This is a genomic window from Micromonospora sp. URMC 105, from assembly GCF_051386295.1.
GTDB lineage: Bacteria > Actinomycetota > Actinomycetes > Mycobacteriales > Micromonosporaceae > Micromonospora.
This window is the reverse complement of the sequence record NZ_JBPQTL010000035.1, coordinates 25,447-47,660: the sequence shown is the minus strand read 5'-3', so window position 1 is coordinate 47,660 and position 22,214 is coordinate 25,447. Positions and strand designations below refer to the sequence as shown.

The window sequence follows — 22,214 nt, the reverse complement described above, 5'->3', positions numbered from 1 at the left end:
CCCCCGCTGGAATCCGGCGTCAGGTTACTACCGGGTCAGGGGGGCTCCTCCCCATTGAGCGCTCCAGATGTGTGCCGCATTACCCCGCGCGCCGTGTCCTGGGTCACGTCGGCGACCGCCGGTGGCGCTCGCGGCGGGTCAGGTGAGGGCGGCGGCGAGGGCCTCGCGGCAGAGCCGGTCCGCGGTGCGGGTGGTCTCCGGCAGCCGGTAGCGCGGGGTGAGTGCGAGCACCTGGTCGACGGCGTTGTCCAGGCTCATCCGGTGCCCGACGCTGACGAAGACCGGCTTCACCCCGTCTCGGGTCCGCAGCACCCGCCCGACCGTCTCTCCCCCGTCGACCAGCGGCTTGCTGTCGCCGCGCCGCGGCCCCGGCTCCGCCGCCTCACCGACCAGCCGGGTCTTGCCCACCCCGATGGCCGGCAGCCCGGTCACCACGCCCAGGTGACAGGCGAGCCCGAAGCGGCGCGGGTGGGCCAGCCCGTGCCCGTCGCAGACCAGCAGCTCCGGGCGGACCGTCAACCCGTCGAGCGCGGCCAGCAACGCCGGCAGCTCCCGGAAGGCGAAGAGCCCCGGCACGTAGTCGAACGCCGGCCGCCCGACGCTCACCGCCCGGTCGACCACCGTCAGGGTCGCGGCGTCCAGCACGGTGACGGCCGCCGCGAGCAGGTCACCGCTCTCCGCGTACGCGACGTCGAGGCCGGCCACCGTCGCGGGCCGGCGCGGACCGGGCCCGACCAGGTCCGCGAGGGGCCGCAACCGATCCTGTACGGCCACCGCCTCGGCGACCGTCTTCGGCGTGTCCACCTGCACCGGCGCCCCTCTCCGTCGCCGCTTCCCGGCGTATGCCCTGCCGCCTCGCGCCCTCGGCCTGCTCGTTGTGGCTTCACGCCGACGCCGGGGTGCGGTCCACTCATGCTCGGGCTTGATCATCCCCAGTTACGCCGTGTTGGGGTGTCTCCGGCGGCGGACACCCCGACATCGCACAAATGTTGTCCTACTCCTGCCGGCGGCCGGCGCTGGCCTACTCGCCGTCGTCGGCCCTGTCCGGTTGTTCGTCCGTGCGGGTGGCCGGGTGCTCGTCCTTGCGGGTGATGGCACCGAAGGCGACCGCGAAGGCGATACCGAAAGCGACGCCGAAGGCCACCCCACCCTTGTCCCGAAAGATGACCAGGCCGACGACGAGGCCCAGCAGAAGGCCGCTCACCCAGGCCAACGACTGCCGCTTCGACATGCCGGAGTTCGTCATGGGCCGATGTTATGTGGCGTAGGCGAACGGCTGCTGCGCCGGACCAGCGCCTCGACGTCGAGGTCGGCGCACCTGAGTTCCAGAGGCAGCGGTGGTCTCGCAGGTAGCCGACCAGGAGACTCCGCTCCGAGCCCTGCGGTGGGGGTCGTTCAGACGACAGCTGGTGAGGGATCGGCAGCTGGGTCACCCGAGCGTTGCAGCTCTTCCTCGAACATGACGAACGTCTTCCGCCTGATCCCTGTGATCATCGCGATCTCACGTGTCGTCAGCCGCCGCCCTTCGGCAGCCGCTGCCGCCTCGATTGCCTGAACCGTCTCGTACAGAGCGAAGATGGGTCCTGTGCCGCCCAGATACCGGCCACGGTGACTTTCCGTTCGTTGCACGAATTGTTCGACGGTAAGGCTGCTGATCTCACCGCCACGAGCGAACAAAATCTCGTCGACTATCTCGGTCGCAGGCTCCCAACCGCCGGTGTCGGGTGACAACCGCCATGCGGCCAGTCCGCCTTCGGGCGTGGACACGACTTTCACTGGCGATTTGTAGTAGCTGAAGTAGGCGGGCAGGTTCAGCTCAGGCGTCTCGCTCAACCCCTTGTCCTCCGGTCCAAGGTCTCCCGCAGCGCGGTCCAAAAGTACTGCCGTTCTTGCTTGAGAATCCCGTTGCGGAGCGCAAACTCCATGGGAGTCATCCTACGTCCGGCTTGATCAGCTACTGCCTTCAAATCCCGCCGTACCTTGTAGAGTGCATGCTCCCACGCCGCAACCTCGTCGAGCGCAGCGAGGTGCAATCGGAACTCGGCCACGTGTCCATTCGCCGTCCGCAGCATCATCTGCACGTCGCGATAGCCGCTGGATTGAGGACTGATGAACCGGTCATCGAACTCGACGATGCTGACTCCGGGTTCCGCCTGAAGCTCCCGCAGGGCCTGATACAGGTCCTCGAGTCGGTTGAATACCACCTTTGCGGCCGCCAGATCCGTCAGCAGGGACACGTCTGACCGGTACTTGATGATCTTGTCCTCAGCGCGCTGCCTGTCCTTAGGGCCTGGACGTGGCTTCGCTATGGCGCCTCCGCCCGCACGGCGGGCTAGACGTTCGGCGAGAGCCGTCACCTCAGCCTGTGCTACGACTGCCTCTTCGTACAACCAGTCGAGATAGCGCTTACGGTAAAGGGGATCGGACTTCTGTTTGAGGTCGAACCCGGGCTGGACCGCCAAGTCGTCGATATTGGCGAAGAAGTTGCTGACGCGGCGCTGCTCGTCCGTCAGCGGAGTATCGTCCACCGAGCCCTCGTCCGCGGCGACCACCTCGGTACTCCGCTCAACGATGTCGTCGAGCACTGAGTCCATGACGCCGATTGCGCGCGGATGAGCCGCCAGGTGGTGCAACGTCAGCGGACGCGCGGTCAGCGAATACGCGAGCTCCGGCGTGGCCAGGATCATCCGGGCCAGGTCGGGTCGCTGCGTCAACTGCCTGACCAGTGTCTCGGCCAGCAGCGGCTCTCCCTGCGGAGGCGTCTGCCACGTCTCGTCGAGCATGCGGGCAACTCGCGCATCGGCGAGCAACCGCGCCACGTCGCGGGCCGCCGCATCGTCGAGGTGCCGGGCGAGCCGCTGGAGTGTGGGTCCGTCGAGCTGGGCGGCCACCTCGGCGGGAGTCACACCCGCTGCGAACACCGCGTCGAGATCGGCGCTCCCCGCGACGACATCTCCAGCCGACACCCCGGCAGCCTGGCGTCCTTCGTACGCCAGTTGACGTGCTTGCCGCAGTTGTTCCGCTTCCTCGGGCGGCTCATCCGACTCTGGCGGGAGGTGAGGTGCCGCAGGTGGCACGCCGTCCATCGCTGGACCGTTCCCCGAGGCAGCGGCGCCCGGGCCGTCGAGCAGGTGGAGGCGGTTCAGGTACGGGTCGCCGTACCCGGCCTCTTCCTCCGGCGTGGACGGGTAGTCGGGCAGGTCTGGCAGGACGCTGAACCGGCCCCGGGCCAGCCCGCCCAGCGGCATGGGTCGGCCGTCCCCGCCGAGCACGAGGGCGTCGACGCTGACGACGTTGTCCGGGTCCGCGACGCCGTGGTGCCGGTAGAGGGGCTGGTCGTGGATCGCGCCGCTCTGCGGGTCGACGTAGAGGATCGTGCCGTTCTGGTTGAGGGCGACCCAGGCGTGCGACCCGCCGTTCTCCCACTCGGTGATGAGGAACGCGTAACTGCCGTGGCCGCCGATCTTCAGCTGGACGTGCAGGTTCTCGAAGCCACGGTCGACCGCGGTGCGCAGGGACGAGCTGCCCGTCGCCTGCTTCCGACGGCCCACCAGCTTCTGGAAACGCCCGCCGGTGACCTGCTCCACCCGCTCCGGGCCGTTCTTCTCCCCCATGATCGGGCGTCGGATGTCCCCTGCGACGTAGCCGTCGAAGGTACGCGGCGCGGAAACCCGCGGCCGGCCGTGTACCCAGGTCTCGAAGAGCGACAGGGTGCAGTCGAGGCAGTTGATGCCGCGAGTGGGGTCGGCCTGCGGCCCGCCGTCGTTGGCGAGCGCGAACCACCCGCCCTGCCTCGGATCGGCGGTACGGACGACGCTGCCGTCCGGATTGCGGGGCATCTGCTGTTCGAGGTCGGTCTGGTGCAGCGCCAGTGGCGGGCGCAGCCCACCCCACTGCCCGTACCGGCGGGAACGGTCGATCGGCGGTGGGTCGTCGTCGGCGCCGGTCAGCGCCGATCGGTCACTGGTCTCGACCGCACCGAGGGCGAGGTCGGCGACGTCGTCGTTGATCCGCTGGAAGTCGGCCGCGTTGTCGATGAGGACCTCGACCGGCACGACCTTCCCGGCCAGGACCGCCTCGGCGTGATCGCTGAACTCGTACGAGTCCCGTTCGGAGACCTCACTCGCCTTGAACATGTGCTCGGCTCGCAAGCTGAGCCCGGCCTGGGCGAACTCGCGGGCCTGCTTCTTCAACCAGCGAGCTCGGTCAAGGTAGTGGCTTGCCAATTCCGAGAGGTGACCGGCCAGATCCCTTCGCCGCTTGTCCTCGTACCAGGCTCGCTGCGACTCGAAGTAACCCTGATAGCGGCGTCGCTCAAGGGCTTCCCGGTCGGCCGCCCACTTTGCGGCGTACCACTCGGGGCTCCTCGGACGCGGTGGCTCGCTGGTCGGTCCCGGAGAAACCGGCAAGGGGTGCGACTCGGGAACTGGCGAGGTCGCCGGAGCCGGAGCCAGCGCCTCCAGCGACGGGAACCGGTTCGCCTTCGGCGGGGTGGTCACGTCCCCGTCCTGCTGCGGCCTCTCGAAGCCCTGCCGAAGCGGCGGTTCGGCATCCACCGGTGAGGCCCGCTGCGTCGGCGGCAGGGTGACGGCGGGAGGGCTGCCGTGCACGGCAGCCACGGGCGGCTGCGCCACCGCGGAAACGGTCGCACGGGCCGGAGTGACCCCGGCCGCCGTGCTGCCGACCGCGCCGGTGCCCGCCGACGTCGCAGTGGCCGGCGTCGCGGTGGCCGGCGTCGGCTGAGCGACGGGCGTCATCGTGGTGGCGGAGGCAGTCACGGGGGCGGTCGACACGGACGCGGAGGTCGCGGGAGCCGATGTCGCCAGGCCGGCAGTCGTGGGTGGAGCGCTGGAGTGACCTGCGGTGGCAGGCACCTCCCCGACCTGTGGCGACGGCGCGCGTTCGGTGGTGACCGAGGAGAGCGTGAGGCTGCCCGACGAGGACGCCTGCTCCACCTGGGCCGCCACGGTGGTACCGGCATCCACGCTGACGGCCGCTGACCCGCCCCGACCTGACACCGGCCCCGACTCCGTAGCCGGACCAGGCTCAGACCGGCTCGGGGCCACTGGCTCCCGGCCCGGCTGCGGTGCGGGCTGAGAGTTGTCGGCGACGTTCGCGCCCGTTGCGGTGCCACCGGACAGCGTCGGCGCCCCCGCCTCCCGCGGCGATCCGTCGCGGGGCGAGGGAAGGCCGTCGCCGCCGGCCACCGGTGGTGGCGCGACGGGCAGCTCCACCGGCGGCAGCGGCGCGGCGAGCGAACTCAACTGTCCGTCGATGCGGGCGCGCACCGCCGCGTCGGCCTGACCGGTCGCCGAACCAGCGGCGCCGGAGACGGCCGCCCGCGCGGCCTCCTCCAGCGACATGACGCCCTGGCCGGTGGCGAGGCCCGCCGCGCCCTCGGCGAGGGTCTCGCCGGTCATCTCCCGGGCGAAGTGTTCGGCGATCCGCGCGCCGCGACCCTGGGCGTGCCGGCCCAGCCCCGCGAGCGGCGCCACCGCGCCGCCGGCGAACCCACCGACCGCCGACGCGCCGAGGTCGGCCAGGTCCAGGCCGTGGCGACGGCCGGTGGAGTTCTGGTACGCCTGCGTGGCGAGGCTGACCCCGGACTCCTCCGCCGCCTCCTCCAGCCCGCCCTTGACGGCGCGCCTGCCCAGCCCCCGCATGCCGTCCCGGGTGACCTCCTTGGCCGCCCGCTCCCCGGCCTCCTTGAGGCCGTGCTTGAGTTCCTTCCTGGCGAGTTGGGCGAGCAACCGCTTGAAGATCTGCTGGACCACCAGGCGGCTGGCGGCGGTGGCCGCCCCGACCGCGGGCGACGCGGCGCCGGCGGTCAGCACGCTCGCCACGGCGATCGCCAGCAGCTCGACGACGAGGATGCCCAGTTCGATCCAGACCTCGAGCTTGGCGCCCTCGATGTCGCAGCCGCACTCCTCCACGAGCCGGCCGAGGTCGCCGCTGACCGCAAGCAGGACGGGCAGAGGCGCCTCGTCACCCTCGGCCACCCGCCGCCAGGCGGTGTCGAACGCCTCGGCCACCAAGCCGATGCCGCCGTACCCGCTGCGTACGTCGGTCGCTGCGGCGATCGCGTCGTCACGCGGGCCGGCGAGGGCCGCCGCGACGGCGTACCACTGGTCGGCGAGGTCCCAGACGGCGCGCTCGTCGCCCTCCGGCCACTCCACCCCGATGACCCAGTCGAGGGCCTCGTAGACCCAGCCCGGCAGATCCCAGGGGCTGTAGTCGAGCGGATGCGGGATCGGGCTCGGCAGCAGGCTCACGAGTTGGTCCTCCGCTGGTCAGCGCCGGTTGCCGTGCTGGCCGGACACTCCGTCGAGGCGCTGTCCGCTCGCGGTGTCGGTCTGCACCGTGGCCTCGACGGAAGCCACGACGTCGGCACCGAGCCCGGCCACCGCCCGCCCGACCCCCTCCCAGGCGCGCAGCAGCGTCTCCTCGTAGCCGCGGTAGCTCTTCTCGAACGCGGCGCCGATGTCGTCCCGGCCCCAGGGACGCTGCGCGCTCGCCGCCGCGATCGCACCCCCGACCTGCGCACGCCGGGTGCCGATGGCCTCCCCGGCAAGGTGCAGGTCTGCGCCGCCACGGCGGGCCCGGTCCGGATCGAGCCAGAGCTGTCCCTCAGCCACGCCGCTCCCCATCGCCCCGAAGCGTCGCGTCGGCGCGGCCGAGCAGTGCGCCGAAGTCACCGCTGCGAAGGAAGTCCGCCGACCCCGACCCCGCCGGCAGGTAGCCGGCCACCAGGTCCTGGGTGGCGGCCGCGGCGGCGGCCGTGGCCCGATGGACCGTCGTGGTTATCTTCCGGCTCAACGCCTTCGCGTCCCGGTCGTGGAAGACCGCGGCACTGAGCTCCACGTCGATCAGCTCGCCCCGGGCGCCCACGGTGGCGGTCACCTGACCGTCGTCGGAGCGTTCCGTGATCCGCAGCTCGGCCAGTTTGGTCTGCAGTTCGTCCAAACCGGACCGGAGCTGCCGGTACTGCCCGTACACCTCGTCGAACCGTGCCCGGAGGGCGCGATTGGCTTCCCGGTCAACGCTTTCGGCCAACGTCACCCTCCCCCGGTCACGTTCAGTCAGGCGAACCATACCGGGTGCCACGAAGTCGTGGGGGTCCGGTAGTTTTCAGCCTGTGATCGATCGCCAGCAGGCCGAGCAGCTCGCCACGGTGTGGGCCCGCCGCGACTCACAGCGCCTCGGCTACGAGTGCCGTCCGCGGATCGACGAGTTCGACCTGGGGTACGTCATCCGGTCGGTCGTGGCCCCGGATGTCGACGCCGTGCCGGGCGACCTGCCCACCACGGTCGTCGACAAGGAGACCGGCGAGGTCTCCACCTGGCCACGGGTGCCGGTCGCGGCGGTCGAGCAGATGTACCGCCGCAGCCGCCCCGCGGGCAGCCCGGCCCCCCGCACGGTCGACCCGGCGAGCCAACTGCTGCGCGAGATCCGGCGGCTGCCCACACCCGCCACGGTCGCCCACCTGACCGTCGAGGGCCGCACGTACATCGGTCACGGGGCGAAGGGCGACATCGAGTTGCACCACCACCCGCTGGTCCGTGCCTACCTGGACGAACTGCCCGCCGGGCACCTGGTCCGCGGCGGCGACCGGCACGCCGAGCTGATCGTCGTCTCCGACGTCCTCCACGAGTACGACCACCGCCGCGCCGCGGCGGGCGAAGGACCGCTGACCGCCGGCGAGGCCGGAACGCTCCTCGCCGGAAGCAGATTCGAGGTTTTCCGCATACGGGAACAGGGCGATCCGGTCGGCGGCGCAACAGAAAATTTGTGTGAGTCGTGCACGAGTGCTCTGGTGCGTCTCGGTGTCCTTCCATGGGGCGAACTCGGTGGGATCACGGAACCCCGAGCGATCCATCGGCAGGTACCGGTCGCCGACCGCTTCCCGCCCGAGGTGGCTCAGGCGCTGGCCGACGCAGGATGGGATCAGAACCCGCTCAACTGGGCCATGGCGCAGGGTGCGATCGCCGAGACCTGTGAGGTCGTCGGCCGCACCCATCGGCATGAGCCCTTTCCGGCAGCCGAACGCGTCTTCTTGGACTTCCCGGCCATCGGCACCTTTCGGCGGCGACCCGGTCGGGAGGTCTGGGTTCGCCTTTTCGACACCAATCCACTTCGTGCGGCGCACACCGCTGACACTCTCGCCGACTTCGGTGCCGTCCTCGGCGTACGGCTCTTCCCAATCGGCTCCGAGCGGCAGGACAGCATCCTCGCCGTGGACGAGCGCGGGCGGATCTTCGCCCTGGACCAGGCCGGCGAGTGGTTCCTCGGCGACGACATCGACGCCGCGCTCACCACGCTGCTGCTCGGCCTGGCCCCGGCCCGGGTCCGCGACGACGGCACCTGGTGAGCGGCCGGATGAGCGATATGCCTGACAGGCATAAATATGCCTGAGAGGCATACCGCTCAAGCTGGCGACCGCTCCCGGCGGGGACACACGCCGGACTGCGGCTACAGCGCGACCCCGGTCAGCACCATCACCCGAGGCTCGGTGTAGTCCTCCATCGCGCTGCGCAGCCCCTCGCGCCCCACACCACTGCCCTTGACGCCCCCATAGGGCATCTGGTCGGCGCGATACGACGGCACGTCCCCGACGATCACCCCGCCGACCTCCAGCACCCGCGCCGCCTCGAACGCCACGTCGAGCCGGTGGGTGAAGACGCCCGCCTGCAACCCGTACGCCGAGTCGTTGACGGCGGTGAACGCGGCGCGGTCGTCGGTGACGCGCGCGACCACGAGGACCGGCCCGAAGACCTCCTCCGTGCACACCTTCGCGTCGGCGGGCACCCCGGAGAGGACGGTGGGCGGGTAGGTGGCGCCGTCGCGCCGGCCGCCCACCTCGATGGTGGCCCCGGCGGCGACCGCCTCGTCCACCCACGCCTCCACCCGCTGCGCCGCCTCCTCGGAGACCAGCGGCCCCACGTCCGTCAGGCCGGAGGCAGGGTCACCCACCCGCAGCTCCTGCACCGACGCGATCAGCCGGGGCAGGAAGCCGTCGTAGAGCCACTCGTGCACGAAGACCCGCTGCACGGCGATGCACGACTGACCGGCCTGGTAGTTGGAGAAGGTGGCGATCCGGTGCGCCGCGAAGGTCAGGTCCTCGTCGGCGGCCCAGTCCTCGCAGATCACCGCCGCCGCGTTGCCACCCAGCTCCAGGGTGACGTGCTTCTCCGGCACGGAGCGGCGGATCTCCGCGCCCACCGGCCCCGAACCGGTGAACGACACCACCGGCAGCCTCGGGTCGGCGACCAGTTCGGCGGCGCGCTCGTTGGGCAGCGGCAGCACCGAGAACATGCCCTCGGGCAGCTCGGTCTCGGCCAGGACCTCCCCCAGCAGCAGCGCCGACAGCGGCGTCGCCGGGGCCGGCTTCACGATGATCGGCGCGCCCACCGCGATCGCCGGGGCGACCTTGTGCGCCACCAGGTTCAGCGGGAAGTTGAACGGGGCGATCCCCAGCACCGGGCCGCGCGGCACCCGCCGCACCAGGGCGATCCGCCCGGTCGCCGCCGGGTCGGTGTCCAGGCGCTGCAACTCGCCGGAGAAGCGCCGCGCCTCCTCCGCCGCCCAGCGGAAGGTCGACACCGCCCGCCCCACCTCGGCCCGCGCCCACTTGATCGGCTTGCCGTTCTCGGCGGTGATCAGCGCCGCGACCTCCTCGGCCCGCTCCGCCAGCCGCCGGGACACGTGGTCCAGGGCCGCCGCCCGGGCGTGCGCGGGCAGGGCCGCGGCCTGCGCGGCCACGCCGGCCGCCGCTGCGACGGCGGCCTCGACCTGGTCGGCCGTGGCGAGCGTGGTACGCCCCACCGTCCGGCCGTCGTACGGGTGGGTGACGGTCAGCTCGCCCTCACCGTGAGCGGGGCGACCGGCGACATAGAAGGCTCTCGGCTCCACGTCGGCAGCGTAGACGACGACCGGCCGCACGGAAACAGTCGCCGCAGGCCTTGTCTGCCGCGGATTCAGTAGCGAAGATGGCAACCAGATTGCGATTACCTCCGCGACCAGACTCCCGGCCCCCTCGGAGACACCCTCATGAGCGACCAGCAGCAGCTGCGCAACTTCGTCAACGGCGAGTACGTCGACCCGGTGGACGGCGGGTACGCCGACCTGATCGACCCGTGCACCGGTGAGGTCTTCGCCCAGGCCCCCGTCTCCGGTGCGGCGGATGTGGACGCGGCGATGAAGGCCGCCGCCACCGCCTTCGAGAGCTGGCGGGACACCACCCCGGGCGAGCGGCAGAAGGCGATGCTCAAGCTCGCCGACGCCGTCGAGGCGCGCGCGGCCGAACTGGTCGACGCCGAGGTGCGCAACACCGGCAAGCCGCGCCAGCTCACCGCCGACGAGGAGCTGCCCCCGGCGGTGGACCAGTTCCGCTTCTTCGCCGGCGCCGCCCGCCTGCTCGAGGGCCGCTCGGCCGGCGAGTACATGGCCGGGCACACCTCGTACGTGCGGCGCGAGCCGATCGGCGTCTGCGCGCAGGTGACGCCCTGGAACTACCCGCTGATGATGGCGGTCTGGAAGATCGCCCCGGCCCTGGCGGCCGGCAACACGGTGGTGCTCAAGCCCTCCGACACCACGCCGGTGTCGACGCTGCTGCTGGCCGAGATCGCGTCGGAGTTCTTCCCGCCGGGCGTGTTCAACGTGGTCTGCGGCGACCGGGACACCGGTCGTACCCTCGTCTCGCACCCGACCCCGCAGCTGGTGTCGATCACCGGCTCGACCCGCGCGGGCATGGAGGTCGCCTCCGCCGCCGCGCCCGACCTGAAGCGGACCCACCTGGAGCTGGGCGGCAAGGCCCCGGTGGTGCTCTTCGACGACGCGGACGTCGCGGCGGCGGCCGAGGCGATCGCGGTGGGCGGCTACTTCAACGCCGGTCAGGACTGCACCGCGGCCACCCGGGTGCTCGCCGGCCCCCGCGTGTACGACGACTTCGTCGCGGCGCTGGCCGAGCAGGCCCGCAACACGAAGACCGGCGCGCCGGACGACGCCGACGTGCTCTACGGTCCGCTGAACAACGCCAACCAGCTCGCCCGGGTCAGCGGCTTCGTCGACCGGCTGCCCGAGCACGCCAGCGTGGAGACCGGCGGTTCCCGGCTCGGCGAGCGCGGCTACTTCTACGCCCCGACCGTCGTCTCCGGGGTCCGCCAGGCCGACGAGATCATCCAGGACGAGGTGTTCGGCCCGGTCATCACCGTGCAGCGCTTCTCCGACGAGGACGAGGCGGTGCGCTGGGCCAACGGCGTCGACTACGGCCTCTCCGCCTCGGTCTGGACGCGTGACCACGGCCGGGCCATGCGGATGACCCGCCGCCTCGACTTCGGCTGCGTCTGGGTGAACACCCACATCCCGTTCGTCTCGGAGATGCCGCACGGCGGCTTCAAGCACTCCGGGCACGGCAAGGACCTGTCGGTCTACAGCCTGGAGGACTACACCCGGATCAAGCACGTCATGCACAACATCGAGGGCTGACCCATGACGTCGTCCGAGGAACTGCACAAGCGACGCGGCGCGGCCGTGGCCCGGGGCGTCGGCAGCACCATCTCGTCCTACGTCGACCACGCGGGCGGCGGCACCATCACCGACGTCGAGGGCCGGCAGTGGATCGACTTCGCGGCCGGCATCGCGGTGGCCAACGTGGGCAACTCCGCCCCGCGGGTGGTCGAGGCGGTTAAGGCGCAGGTCGAACGCTTCACCCATACCTGCTTCATGGTCGCGCCGTACGAGTCGTACGTGGCGGTCTGCGAGCAGCTCAACGCGATCACCCCGGGCGGGCACGAGAAGCGCTCGGCACTGTTCAACTCCGGCGCCGAGGCGGTGGAGAACGCCGTGAAGATCGCCCGGCACGCGACCGGGCGGCCGGCGGTGGTGGTCTTCGACCACGCGTACCACGGCCGGACCAACCTGACCATGGCGCTGACCGCGAAGAACATGCCGTACAAGCACCGGTTCGGGCCGTTCGCCGGCGAGATCTACCGGGTGCCGATGTCGTACCCGCTGCGCGACGGGGGCCTCTCCGGCGCGGAGGCGGCGGCGCGCGCCATCGAGATGGTGGAGAAGCAGGTCGGCGCGGAGAACGTGGCCGCCCTGCTGATCGAGCCGATCCAGGGCGAGGGCGGTTTCGTGGTACCCGCGGCGGGGTTCCTGCCGGCGCTGCGCCAGTGGGCGACGGCGGCCGGGGTGGTCTTCGTCGCCGACGAGATCCAGACCGGGTTCTGCCGGACGGGGCAGTGGTTCGCCTGCGACCACGAGGACGTGGTGCCGGACCTGATCACCCTGGCCAAGGGCATCGCCGGTGGGCTGCCGCTGGCGGCGGTGACCGGCCGGGCGGAGCTGATGGACGCGGTGCACGTCGGCGGCCTCGGCGGCACGTACGGCGGCAACCCGATCGCCTGCGCGGCGGCGCTGGCCAGCATCGAGACCATGCGGGAGCTGGACCTGGCCGGCGCGGCGCAGCGGATCGAGACGGTGATGGTTGCGCGGCTGCGCACCATCGCCGAGCGCGATCCGCGCATCGCCGAGGTACGCGGCCGGGGCGCGATGCTCGCCGTGGAGCTGGTGCAGCCGGGCACCCTCACCCCCGACCCGGCCGCCGCGGCGGCGGTCTCGGCGGCCTGCCACGCCGCCGGTCTGCTCACGCTGACCTGCGGCACCTACGGCAACGTGCTGCGTTTCCTGCCGCCGCTGGTCATCTCCGACGACGAGCTGGCCCGTGGCCTGGACATCCTGGACGCCGCCTTCGGCTGAGCACCGCAGCCGCGCACCGCCCCGCCCGGTGGAACACCATGGGTGTCACAGGCCTCTCGTGACACCCATGGTGTTCCACTCACGGAGCGGGTCGGTGGTCAGCGGAGCAGTTCGACGGTGTTGCGGCGGACCAGGTTCTTGCCGGGCTCGCGGATCGCGTCCATGGCGGTGGCGTTGAGCAGCACGCAACTGCCCGACGGGCCGGTCACCGTCACCGTCACCGCCTTGTTGTTGTCCAGGTTGGTCACCCGCAGCCGGGTACCGACCGGGAACTGGCCGCTCGTGGCGGCGGGCGCACCGCCCTCGGCGGAGAAGGTGATCGCACCGGCGCACACGCTCGCCGCGGGCGCGCCACCCGGCTGCGCCGACAGGCCCGGCTGCGCGCTGCCCGGCCGGGTCTGGCCGCCGGGCCGGGTCGCCCCGGGCTGTGCGGCACCGCCGTCCAGGCGTTCCACCAGGTTGCGGCGGATCACGTTCTTGCCCGGATCCCGGACCAGCTCCATCGCGGCGGCGTTGAGCAGCACGCAACTGCCCGACGGGCCGGTCACCGTCACCGTCGCGGCCTTGTTGTTGTCCAGGTTGGTCACCCGCAGCCGGGTGCCCACCGGGAACCGGTCGCTGGTCGCGGCCGGCGCTCCGCCCTCGGCCGAGAACGTCACCGAGCCCTGGCAGGCGCTCGAACCAGCGGGGGTGGTGTCGGCGAAGCCGAATCCGGTCCCGACCGACACCACCGCCGTGGCGACCACCGCCACCCCCGCCGCCAACACGTGCTTGCGCTGCACCTCGTGCCTCCCGTTGTCCGGTGATCCGTACGCCGCCTGGTACGGCGTGGGAGCGCTGCGCGGTTCAGCGTTTCCGGCAGGAAGGTTTCCCGATAGACGTTCCGTGACGGGGCGACTGCGCAGCGGCGCGGCCGGGTGGTGGTCAGATGTCGTTGTGCCAGCCGCGGCTGATCTCGCCTGCCGGGCGCGGCTCGCCCTTGGCGACCACCCGCCAGAAGCGGTCCGGTTCGGCATGGTCGCGCAGCGACAGCTCCACCCCGACGCGGACCCGGCGGTCGTCGCGCACCCAGGCCACCAGGTGGCGGTCGCCGCTGACCAGCTGGAGCTGCACCATCATTCGTTCCCGCGTCCCGACCATCACGACCGCCCCTTCTTTACGCACGACGCCGCGCCCTGTCGGCGGCGACCGAGGCACCAGGATGAGGGGCGGCGATCGACGGCGGCAACCGGTATAGGGATCAGGCGTGGGCTGCGTCAGGGTGCCGCACGACATTCTCCCGGCTCACTGCGCCGGAGGCAGGCACCGGTGCGAGCGCGATACCTCTGAGGCATTTTGATGCCTCAGAGGTATCACCGCCGCACGTGGGTCCGCCGATCGATCGTTGTCAGGTCCCGAGTGCGAGCACCAGACGACCTGGCGACTATCGCGAAACGAGAGAGGCGAGACCGCCGAGCAACAGCAGCACGGGTACGGCCGACAGCGTGCCGGCCGCCGCCGCGGACCGCACCGGCCGACGGGCCACCGTCAGCCAGAGCAGTACGAGGCTGACCAGCATCGCCAGGAACAGCGCCGGTGTCCCGGTGTAGAGCACGAAGAGCAACCATCTTCCCCGGTCGGAGGTGCACTCGTCGCCGCAACCCTGCGCCACGGCCCCGGAGAACAGGGCCGTGCCCGCGAGGAGCGCCACGACGACCGCGCCGTACCAGGCGAGCGTGACCAGCAGGGCCGCTCTGGGGTCGGGCCGGTGCGGTGTGGCCGGTTCGGCGAGCGTCTCGGTCATCGCGCCATTGTCGCCGCATCGGACGGGACGCGGTGCCCCGCGTCGATGGGAAGGCCGTTCAGCGGCCGTCCAGCAGCGGCTGGGCCGGGGGGTAGCGGCTTTTCCCCGGAGGCGCCGGACGGGGTCCACTTCCTCATCCGCTCCCGGCTCTCCGGCGCGAGGTCCGGGTGGGCCGGAGGCGGTCACCGCCGCGCCGGTGACCGCCCCGGGCGCCCGGTCCTCCGGTCGTCAGCCGATGCTGAAGACCGCGTTGTCCAGCTCGCCGCGGAACTGGTCGTTGTTGGTCAGCCCGGCGCCCCTGGCACCGATGTTGACCTTCGCGGTGCTGGTGATGTCCATGCTGGCACCGGTGTCCGTGTCCACCGTCTCGGTGCCGACGAGCAGGGTCAGCACGTCACCGCGCCGCTTGCACTGGACGAACTTCCAGCCCTGGTCGGCGATCGAGGTCTCGGCGGTGAGCAGCAGCGAGGCGGCCCCGTCGGCGCCGGTGCCGGCGATCCGGCAGCCCGGCTTGCCGCCGTCGAGCTGGAGCTTCCACTGCGCCGGGTCGGCGTGGACGCCCTTCTGCACCAGGTTCGCCCCGGACGTCACCTGAGCCGAGGTCACTTTCACCAGGGCGCTGATGGTGAAGTCCTGGGTGCCCGGGTTGAGGTTGGCGGCGTTGGGCACCTGGATCACCGCGCTGCCCGAGGCGGGAAAGGCGATCGCCGGGCTGGCGCCGGTGCCGTTGGGGCGGCTCGCCCGCGAGATGCTGCCTGGGGCGCCCACCGCGATGCAGCCGGAGTCACCGGGGGTGGCGACGTCGGCGAAGCACCCGGCCGTCCACGGTCCGGGCTCGACCTGCCCGGTCGGCGTGGCGTCGAAGTCCAACCGCAGCTGCTCGGTGGCGGCGTACGCGGGCGCGGTGTCCACCAGCACGGCGGCGGCGAGGGCGGTGACACCCAGGGCGAATGCGGACATGGCTCGACCCATGAAGGTCCTCCGAGGATTGTGCTACGGGCCCCCGTACGGCCGCAGCGTCCCCACATGATCACCGTGGGTAGGACCCATGTCAACGCCTCGTGCTGCTCTCCCTGGTCAGCGGCCGTCCAGCAGCGGCTGGGCCGGATCCCACGGTGGCCCGCCGGCCGCGTCCCGCCGACGCCGGGCGATGGCCGACAACGCCTCCAGCACCACCCGGTTGCCCAGGTACGCGGTGATGTCGGCGTGGTCGTACGGCGGGGCGACCTCGACCACGTCCACCCCGACCACGGGCAGCTCGTAACAGATCCGGCGGACCGCGTCGAGCAGTTGCCGCGAGGTCAGGCCGCCCGGTTCCGGGGTGCCGGTGCCCGGTGCCATGCCCGGATCGACCACGTCCACGTCGACGGAGAGGAACACCCCCTCGCACTCGTCGGTTGCGATCGTGAAGGCCTCGGTGAGACAGGTGTCGAGCCCACGGGTGACCAGCTCGGTCATCTCGTACGAGCGCATCCGTTGCTCGGCCATCCAGGACAGGATGTCCGGACCGGGCCAGTAGCCGCGCAGGCCGATCTGGAGGAAGCGGTCGCCGCGTACCGCGCCGGACTCGATGAGCCGGCGCATCGGCTGGCCGTGCCCGTGCAGCGAGCCGAACTCGATCTCGCCGGTGTCGGCGTGCGCGTCGAAGTGCACCAGCGACACCCGGCCGTACCCGAGGTGCCGGGCCACGCCGGTGGCGTCGGGCAGCGCGATGGAGTGGTCCCCGCCGAGCACCACCGGGATCGCGCCGGCCGAGGCGACCGCGTGGACGGCCGTCTCCAGGGCGGACAGCGACTTCTCGATGTCGCCGGAGAACATCTCCACGTCGCCGGCGTCGTACACCCGCAGGTCGCGCAGCGCGTCGACGCGCAGCGCCAGCGACGGGCGAGAGCCGTCGTGGGCGAGGTAGCAGGCCTGGCGGATCGCGGACGGCCCGAACCGGGTGCCGGGCCGGTGGGAGGTGCCGCCGTCGAAGGGCGCCCCGACGATCACCACGTCGGCGTCGGCGAAGGAGGCCGGGTCGTCGAGGGTGCACCGGTCGACCCCGAGGAAGGTGACGTCGGGTCCGTACATGGCTCCGTAGCGGCTCATCGCTCCTCCATCCCCCACGGCGATCCGTAGCTGGTCAGCAGGTCGAGGAAGGGTACCGGCGGCAGCGCCTCCGGGCCCAGCACCCCGGCGCCGGACCAGGCGCCGGTGGCGAGCAGTTCCAGGGCCACCACCGGGTTGACCGCGGTCTGCCAGACGACGGCCTGGTGGCCGTACTCGCGCATCGACCACTCGTTGTCGACCACGTGGTAGAGGTAGACCTGCCGCGGGGCGCCGTCCTTGCCGAGCCCGGTCACGAACGTGCCGGCGCAGGTCTTGCCGCGCATCTTCTCGCCGAGGGTCGCCGGGTCGGGCAGGCAGGCCGCGACCACGTCGCGCGGCGACACCTCGACGCCGCGCACCGTGACCGGAGCGGTGGAGTCGAGGCCGAGCTTGTGCAGCGTCTTCAGCACCTCGATGAACTCGTCGCCGAGGCCGTACTTGAAGGTGACCCGTTTCGCCTTGACCCAGCGCGGGATGAGCAGCACCTCCTCGTGCTCGACGTTGACGCACTCGACCGGGCCGATCCCCTCCGGGAAGTCGAAGACCTCCGGCTCGCTGAACGGCTCGGTGGTGAACCAGCCCCGGTCGGCCTCCCAGACCACCGGCGGGTTGAGGCACTCCTCGATGGTGGTCCAGATGGAGAAGGACGGCGCGAAGTCGTAGCCGTCGACGGTGAGGTTCGCCCCGTCGCGGACGCCGATCTCGTCGATCTCGGCGAACAGCTCGTCGGCGGCGTACCGGGCGAAGACGTCCGACAGGCCGGGCTCGATGCCGATGCCGCAGAGCGCGAGGCGGCCGGCGGCTGCCCACCGGTCGGCGGCGGCGAACTGGTCGTCGCCGAGCTTCACCCCGGTCTCGGCGTAGGGGCGGGACGGGTGCGGGTGCGACAGCGACATGGCCATGTCGAGGTAGTCGGCCCCGGCGGCGGCGGCCCCGTCGAAGATCGGCATGACGAAGCGCGGGTCGACCGCGTTGAGCACGTGGGTGATCCGGTGCTCCCGGCAGAGCGCGGCGACCGCCTCGGCCGAGGCGGCGTCCACCTTGGCGGCGACGAAGCGGTCACCGTGCCCGGACACGGCGCGCTCGGCGCGGCCCAGGTCGTAGTCGGCGACGACCATGGTCTCGAAGAAGGACCGGCGGGCGGCGATGGCGACCGCGGCGGAGCCGACGCCACCGGCGCCGACGAGCAGGATGCGCATCAGGAATCAAACCCCAAACCAAGACGATCGAGAGTACGGAGCCAGAGGTTGCGCCGGCCCTCGCGCGCGTCGGCGCGGGCGAGCGACCAGCGAGTGAGGTTGATGCCGGCGGCCCGGACGGGCTCCGGCGGGAACGGCAGCGGGGTGCTGCGCACCAGGTCGAGCCGGGTCAGCGGGGTCTCCTCGCCGCTGAGCAGGTCGAGCATCACCCGAGCGCCGAACCGGGTGGCCCCCACCCCCAGCCCGGTGTAGCCGGCCGCGTACGCCAGCCGGCCGTCGTATGCGGTGCCGAAGAACGGGCAGAAGCGGGTGCAGGTGTCGATCACGCCGCCCCAGCGGTGGCTGAAGCGCAACCCGGCCAGCTGCGGGAAGGTGGTGAAGAAGTGCTCGGCGAGGGCGGTGAAGGTGGCCGGGCGCTGCTCCAGCTCGGGGGCGACCCGGTTGCCGTAGTGGTAGACCGCGTCGTAGCCGCCGAAGAGGATCCGCTGATCGGCGGTGATCCGGTAGTAGTGGAACTGGTTGCCGGTGTCGGCCAGCCCCTGCCGGTTGCGCCAGCCGATCGCGTCCCGCTGGGCCGGGGTCAGCGGCTCGGTCATCAGGGCGTAGTCGTAGACCGGCACGAGCCAGGCGCGCAGCCGGCGCAGCAGCGGCGGGAAGGCGTTGGTGGCGAGCACCACCTGCCGGGCCCGCACCGCCCCCGGCGCCGCGTCCGGCCCGCCGGCCGTCGCCGCCCGCAGCGCGGCCCCGTCGCGGCCCAGGCCGGTGACCCGGGTGTGCTCGTGGATCCGCACCCCCTCGTCGAGGCAGGCCCGGCGCAGGCCCCAGGCCAGCTTCGCCGGGTCCAGCATGGCCACCCGGCCGCGGTCCCACATCCCACCGAGGTACGTCGGCGAGTGCACCTCGGCGCGGACCTCGTCGGCGTCGAGCAGCCGCACGTCGTGGCCGTACCGGCTGGCCAGCTCGGCGTCCTCGGCGAGCCCGGCGAGCTGGTACGGCTCGACGGCCACCGCCAGCTCGCCGGTGCGCTCGAAGTCGCAGTCGATCCCGTACGCCTCGACCGTCGCGGCGATGGCGTCCAGGTTCTGCCGGCCCAGCCACTCCAGCTCGTCGATCTCGCCGGGGAAGCGGTCGACGCCGTTGGCCAGCCCGTGGGTCAGGGAGGCGGCGCAGAACCCGCCGTTGCGCCCGGACGCCGCCCAGCCGCAGGTGCCCGCCTCGACCAGCAGCACGTCGCGCCCGGGATCGTCGCGCTTGGCGAGCAGCGCCGCCCACAGGCCGCTGTAGCCGCCGCCGACGACCAGCAGGTCGGCGGTGTGCGTACCGTGCAGCGGCGGCAGCGGGTCGGGCCGTTCCGGGCGGTCGAGCCAGTAGGGCACGGGCGCCGCCTCGGCGAGCGCCCGGTCGGTATGCGGAAGAATCATGACCGGGTCGTCGCCGTCTTCGCGGTCGCCGGGGCCGCGAGAACGGCCCGACGCGCCCGGCGTCCGCGCAGCGAGCTGGCCCCGACCAGCAGCAGCGCGATCACGAACATCGCCGTACCGATCACGTTGACCTGCGGCGGGATGCCCCGCTGGGCGGCGCCCCAGACGTACATCGGGAAGGTGACGGTGGTGCCGGCGTTGAAGTTCGTGATGATGAAGTCGTCGAAGCTGAGCGAGAAGGCGAGCAGCGCGGCGGCCACGATGCCGGGCAGCACCAGCGGCAGGGTGATCCGCCGGAAGGTCTGCCACTCGCTGGCGTAGAGGTCCATCGCGGCCTCCTCCAGCCGCCGGTCCATCCCGGCGAGCCGCGCCTTGACCGTCACCACCACGAACGACACGCAGAACATGACGTGCGCGATGACGATGGTCCAGAAGCCCTGCGGCACGCCCGCGGAGACGAAGAGGGCGAGCAGCGAGGTGCCCATCACCAGCTCGGGGGTGGCCATCGGCAGGAAGATCAGCACGTTGATCCCGGTCCGGCCGCGGAACCGGTGCCGGACCAGGGCGAACGCCATCAGGGTGCCGAGGACGGTGGCGACGACGGTGGCGATGAAGCCGATCTGCACGCTGCGGACCACCGCGTCGCACATCTCCGCCGTGGCGCAGGGCTGCCGCCAGTTGTCCAGGGTGAACTCGTGGAAGTCGTACGACAGCCGGCTGGACGGGCGGTTGAAGGAGAGCCCGGCCACCACCAGGATCGGCAGTGCGAGGTAACCGAGCACCAGCAGGGCCACGCCCATCACCCAGCGGTCGGCGAGCCAACGCGACACCTTCATCAGAGCTCACCTTCATTCGCGACTGCGGGGCTCCGCTCCGCTGCACTCCTCGCGCTCATCAGACCACCTCGTCCGTGCCGGCCCGGCTCAGGTAGACGAAGACCACGGCCAGGATCGCCGCCATCAGCAGGAACGACAGCGCCGCGCCCTGCGGATAGTCCAGGCGGACCAGGAACGCCGAGTCGATGACGTTGCCGATCATGTACTCGTTCGGGGTGCCGAGCAGTTCCGCGTTGATGTAGTCGCCGGTCGCCGGGATGAAGAAGAGCAGCGTGCCGGCGATCAGGCCGGGCATCGACACCGGCAGGGTGACCCGGCGGAACGCCTGCACCGGGCTGGCGTACAGGTCGCTGGCCGCCTCCAGCAGCCGGTAGTCCAGCCGCTCCAGGCTCGCGTACAGCGGCAGCACCAGAAACGGCAGGAAGTTGTACGTCAGTCCGAGGACCACCGCGACCGGGGTGGCGAGCAGCCGGCCGTCGGGGGCGAGCAGGTGCACGTCGCGCAGCAGGCCCACCAGGGCACCGTTGTCCGACAGGATGGTCTTCCAGGCCAGGGTGCGCACCAGGAAGCTGGTGAACATCGGGGCGACCACGCAGACCAGCAGCAGGTTCTTCCACCGGCCGGCCTTCTGCGCGATCGCGTACGCCAGCGGGTAGCCCATCAGCAGGGCCAGCACCAGCGCGATCCCGGCGTAGCCGAAGGAGCGCGCGAACTGCGGCCAGTACGCCTGCAACGCGTCGGGATAATTGCCGAACGCCCAGGTCAGCGCGTACCCGGTGGAGAGCGAGCCGGTGGGGTCGTAGAGGCTGGCCGCGGCGAGTTGCAGCAGCGGCACGCCGAAGAAGACGAACAGCCAGGCCGCGCCGGGCAGCAGCAGCAGGTACGGCAGCAGCCGGTGGCGCCCCCGCCGGGGCGCTGGCGGCGGGCCGGCCGCCTGCCCCGCCGGGGTGGGTACGTGAGCGAGCGCGGTCATGAGGCCGCACCCACCGGTTCGTCGAGCAGCGGCGCGGTGCTGTCGTCCTGGCCGGGCTCGCGGGGCAGCAGGAAGGCGTGCCGGGGGTCCCAGTGCGCCACCACCCCGGCACCCACCGGCAGCTGGCCGCCGGCCCCGCTGTTCGCGGCGAACGCGGAGATCTCGCTCCCCCAGCCGGTGCGGACCAGGTACTGGGTGCTCACTCCCACGTAGGAGGCGTCGGTGACGACACCTTCGACGTACTGGTGGCCGCCGGGGACCTGGTCGGCGGAGCCGACCAGATGCAGCTTCTCCGGGCGTACTCCCAGGTAGACCGCGCCCCGGTCGGCGCGGGCGCGGTCGGCGGGCACCGAGAAGCGGGCCCCGTGGGCGGTGACCGGCACGTCCGTGCCGGCGGTGCCCGCGGCCTCGGCGGCCAGCAGGTTGGACTGGCCGAGGAAGTTCGCCACGAAGGCGGTGGCCGGGTACTCGTAGATGTCGGCCGGGGCGCCCAACTGCTCGATCTGGCCGGCGTTCATCACCGCGACGGTGTCGGCCATGGTCATGGCCTCCTCCTGGTCGTGGGTGACGTGCACGAAGGTGATCCCGACCTCGGTCTGGATCCGCTTCAGCTCGATCTGCATCTGCCGGCGCAGCTTCAGGTCGAGCGCGCCGAGCGGCTCGTCGAGCAGCAGCACCTGCGGCCGGTTGATCAGCGCGCGGGCCAGGGCGACCCGCTGCTGCTGCCCGCCGGAGAGCTGCGCCGGGCGGCGGCTGCCGTAGTCGTCGAGCTGCACCAGCGACAGCATCCGCATGACCTCGTCGTCGACCGAGCGGATGCCGCGCCGGCGCAGCCCGAAGGCCACGTTCTCGAAGATGTTCAGGTGCGGGAAGAGCGCGTAGCTCTGGAACACGGTGTTCACCGGCCGCTTGTACGGCCGCAGCCGGGCGATGTCCCGGTCGCCGAGCAGCACCTGCCCGCTGGTCGGTTCCTCCAGCCCGGCGATCATCCGCAGCGTGGTGGTCTTGCCGCAGCCGGACGCCCCGAGCAGGGCGAAGAACGAGCCCTGCGGGATGGTCAGGCTGAGGTCGTCGACCGCGGTGAAGACCCCGAACCGCTTGGTGAGGTTGGCCAGCCTCAGGTCGCCGGCCGGTGACTCGTGCCCCATCGTC

20 protein-coding genes are annotated in these 22,214 nt (G+C 71.8%); 3 read left to right on the top strand and 17 right to left on the bottom strand.

All coding sequences use genetic code 11. The features are described 5' to 3' along the window. Positions 1 to 138: 138 nt before the first annotated feature. The 6 genes from nfi to ACSNN7_RS14220 all read right to left on the bottom strand — a co-directional run bounded on the left by nfi (position 139) and on the right by ACSNN7_RS14220 (position 7,059). Complete coding sequence (gene nfi / locus ACSNN7_RS14245; RefSeq protein WP_436681220.1) at positions 139 to 810, bottom strand: deoxyribonuclease V; 672 nt, start codon at positions 808 to 810, stop codon at positions 139 to 141. 211 nt (positions 811 to 1,021) lie between these two features. After that, a complete protein-coding gene (locus ACSNN7_RS14240) occupies positions 1,022 to 1,246 on the bottom strand; it encodes a hypothetical protein (protein ID WP_436681219.1) in 225 nt (74 codons plus the stop codon). Between the two features lie 149 nt (positions 1,247 to 1,395). Continuing rightward, a complete protein-coding gene (locus ACSNN7_RS14235; RefSeq protein ID WP_436681218.1) occupies positions 1,396 to 1,833 on the bottom strand; it encodes a hypothetical protein in 438 nt (145 codons plus the stop codon). Beyond that, entirely contained in the window at positions 1,830 to 6,272 is a 4,443-nt protein-coding gene (locus ACSNN7_RS14230) for a toxin glutamine deamidase domain-containing protein (protein ID WP_436681217.1), read from the bottom strand. Before ACSNN7_RS14230 ends, ACSNN7_RS14235 begins: the two co-directional genes overlap by 4 nt. An 18-nt stretch (positions 6,273 to 6,290) precedes the next feature. Continuing rightward, positions 6,291 to 6,635, bottom strand: a complete 345-nt coding sequence (locus ACSNN7_RS14225) for a hypothetical protein (protein WP_436681215.1) — start codon at positions 6,633 to 6,635, stop codon at positions 6,291 to 6,293. Continuing rightward, positions 6,628 to 7,059, bottom strand: coding sequence for a YbaB/EbfC family nucleoid-associated protein (locus tag ACSNN7_RS14220; RefSeq protein ID WP_436681214.1), 432 nt, complete (start codon positions 7,057 to 7,059; stop codon positions 6,628 to 6,630). The genes ACSNN7_RS14225 and ACSNN7_RS14220 overlap by 8 nt, the downstream gene beginning before the upstream one ends. A 76-nt stretch (positions 7,060 to 7,135) precedes the next feature. On the opposite strand from ACSNN7_RS14220, the gene ACSNN7_RS14215 reads away from it, so the two are divergent. Next, entirely contained in the window at positions 7,136 to 8,368 is a 1,233-nt protein-coding gene (locus ACSNN7_RS14215) for an SUKH-3 domain-containing protein (RefSeq protein ID WP_436681213.1), read from the top strand. Between the two features lie 101 nt (positions 8,369 to 8,469). On the opposite strand, the gene ACSNN7_RS14210 is transcribed toward ACSNN7_RS14215, so the two are convergent. After that, on the bottom strand, positions 8,470 to 9,909 hold the full coding sequence (locus tag ACSNN7_RS14210; RefSeq protein WP_436681212.1) for an aldehyde dehydrogenase family protein: 1,440 nt from the start codon (positions 9,907 to 9,909) through the stop codon (positions 8,470 to 8,472). Positions 9,910 to 10,047: 138 nt separating this feature from the next. On the opposite strand from ACSNN7_RS14210, the gene ACSNN7_RS14205 reads away from it, so the two are divergent. Both ACSNN7_RS14205 and gabT read left to right on the top strand, forming a co-directional pair. Continuing rightward, the gene (locus ACSNN7_RS14205; protein WP_436681211.1) at positions 10,048 to 11,484 is read left to right on the top strand and encodes a gamma-aminobutyraldehyde dehydrogenase; all 1,437 of its coding nucleotides are present in this window, start codon (positions 10,048 to 10,050) and stop codon (positions 11,482 to 11,484) included. A gap of 3 nt (positions 11,485 to 11,487) precedes the next feature. Next, entirely contained in the window at positions 11,488 to 12,759 is a 1,272-nt protein-coding gene (gene gabT / locus ACSNN7_RS14200; RefSeq protein WP_436681210.1) for a 4-aminobutyrate--2-oxoglutarate transaminase, read from the top strand. Positions 12,760 to 12,857: 98 nt separating this feature from the next. On the opposite strand, the gene ACSNN7_RS14195 is transcribed toward gabT, so the two are convergent. The 10 genes from ACSNN7_RS14195 to ACSNN7_RS14150 all read right to left on the bottom strand — a co-directional run bounded on the left by ACSNN7_RS14195 (position 12,858) and on the right by ACSNN7_RS14150 (position 22,210). Next, positions 12,858 to 13,541: a hypothetical protein gene (locus tag ACSNN7_RS14195; protein ID WP_436681209.1), complete on the bottom strand. Its 684-nt coding sequence runs from the start codon at positions 13,539 to 13,541 to the stop codon at positions 12,858 to 12,860. A gap of 142 nt (positions 13,542 to 13,683) precedes the next feature. Continuing rightward, entirely contained in the window at positions 13,684 to 13,902 is a 219-nt protein-coding gene (locus ACSNN7_RS14190) for a hypothetical protein (RefSeq protein ID WP_436681208.1), read from the bottom strand. A gap of 280 nt (positions 13,903 to 14,182) precedes the next feature. Next, entirely contained in the window at positions 14,183 to 14,542 is a 360-nt protein-coding gene (locus ACSNN7_RS14185) for a hypothetical protein (protein ID WP_436681207.1), read from the bottom strand. A 228-nt stretch (positions 14,543 to 14,770) separates the two neighbouring features. Continuing rightward, positions 14,771 to 15,502, bottom strand: coding sequence for a LamG-like jellyroll fold domain-containing protein (locus ACSNN7_RS14180; RefSeq protein WP_436681206.1), 732 nt, complete (start codon positions 15,500 to 15,502; stop codon positions 14,771 to 14,773). 117 nt (positions 15,503 to 15,619) lie between these two features. Further along, positions 15,620 to 16,633 carry an agmatinase gene (gene speB / locus ACSNN7_RS14175; protein WP_436681205.1) on the bottom strand — a complete coding sequence of 338 codons (1,014 nt, stop codon included), beginning with the start codon at positions 16,631 to 16,633 and terminating at the stop codon, positions 15,620 to 15,622. Beyond that, positions 16,630 to 17,832, bottom strand: coding sequence for a saccharopine dehydrogenase family protein (locus ACSNN7_RS14170; RefSeq protein WP_436681204.1), 1,203 nt, complete (start codon positions 17,830 to 17,832; stop codon positions 16,630 to 16,632). Before ACSNN7_RS14170 ends, speB begins: the two co-directional genes overlap by 4 nt. Next, positions 17,832 to 19,253, bottom strand: coding sequence for an NAD(P)/FAD-dependent oxidoreductase (locus ACSNN7_RS14165; RefSeq protein WP_436681203.1), 1,422 nt, complete (start codon positions 19,251 to 19,253; stop codon positions 17,832 to 17,834). The genes ACSNN7_RS14170 and ACSNN7_RS14165 overlap by 1 nt, the downstream gene beginning before the upstream one ends. Beyond that, positions 19,250 to 20,089, bottom strand: a complete 840-nt coding sequence (locus ACSNN7_RS14160) for an ABC transporter permease (protein WP_436681202.1) — start codon at positions 20,087 to 20,089, stop codon at positions 19,250 to 19,252. Before ACSNN7_RS14160 ends, ACSNN7_RS14165 begins: the two co-directional genes overlap by 4 nt. Positions 20,090 to 20,147: 58 nt before the next feature. Next, on the bottom strand, positions 20,148 to 21,062 hold the full coding sequence (locus tag ACSNN7_RS14155) for an ABC transporter permease (protein ID WP_436681201.1): 915 nt from the start codon (positions 21,060 to 21,062) through the stop codon (positions 20,148 to 20,150). After that, positions 21,059 to 22,210, bottom strand: coding sequence for an ABC transporter ATP-binding protein (locus tag ACSNN7_RS14150; RefSeq protein WP_436681226.1), 1,152 nt, complete (start codon positions 22,208 to 22,210; stop codon positions 21,059 to 21,061). Before ACSNN7_RS14150 ends, ACSNN7_RS14155 begins: the two co-directional genes overlap by 4 nt. Between the last annotated feature and the right edge of the window lie 4 nt (positions 22,211 to 22,214).

Excerpts from the sequence above, each read along its gene's own strand:
- ACSNN7_RS14240 (WP_436681219.1), bottom strand. The coding sequence starts at position 1,246 with ATGACGAACTCCGGCATGTCGAAGCGGCAGTCGTTGGCCTGGGTGAGC.
- ACSNN7_RS14160 (WP_436681202.1), bottom strand. The coding sequence starts at position 20,089 with ATGAAGGTGTCGCGTTGGCTCGCCGACCGCTGGGTGATGGGCGTGGCC.
- ACSNN7_RS14205 (WP_436681211.1), top strand. The coding sequence starts at position 10,048 with ATGAGCGACCAGCAGCAGCTGCGCAACTTCGTCAACGGCGAGTACGTC.
- ACSNN7_RS14170 (WP_436681204.1), bottom strand. The coding sequence starts at position 17,832 with ATGCGCATCCTGCTCGTCGGCGCCGGTGGCGTCGGCTCCGCCGCGGTC.
- speB (WP_436681205.1), bottom strand. The coding sequence starts at position 16,633 with ATGAGCCGCTACGGAGCCATGTACGGACCCGACGTCACCTTCCTCGGG.
- ACSNN7_RS14185 (WP_436681207.1), bottom strand. The coding sequence starts at position 14,542 with ATGACCGAGACGCTCGCCGAACCGGCCACACCGCACCGGCCCGACCCC.
- ACSNN7_RS14165 (WP_436681203.1), bottom strand. The coding sequence starts at position 19,253 with ATGATTCTTCCGCATACCGACCGGGCGCTCGCCGAGGCGGCGCCCGTG.
- ACSNN7_RS14150 (WP_436681226.1), bottom strand. The coding sequence starts at position 22,210 with ATGGGGCACGAGTCACCGGCCGGCGACCTGAGGCTGGCCAACCTCACC.
- ACSNN7_RS14155 (WP_436681201.1), bottom strand. The coding sequence starts at position 21,062 with ATGACCGCGCTCGCTCACGTACCCACCCCGGCGGGGCAGGCGGCCGGC.
- ACSNN7_RS14180 (WP_436681206.1), bottom strand. The coding sequence starts at position 15,502 with ATGTCCGCATTCGCCCTGGGTGTCACCGCCCTCGCCGCCGCCGTGCTG.
- gabT (WP_436681210.1), top strand. The coding sequence starts at position 11,488 with ATGACGTCGTCCGAGGAACTGCACAAGCGACGCGGCGCGGCCGTGGCC.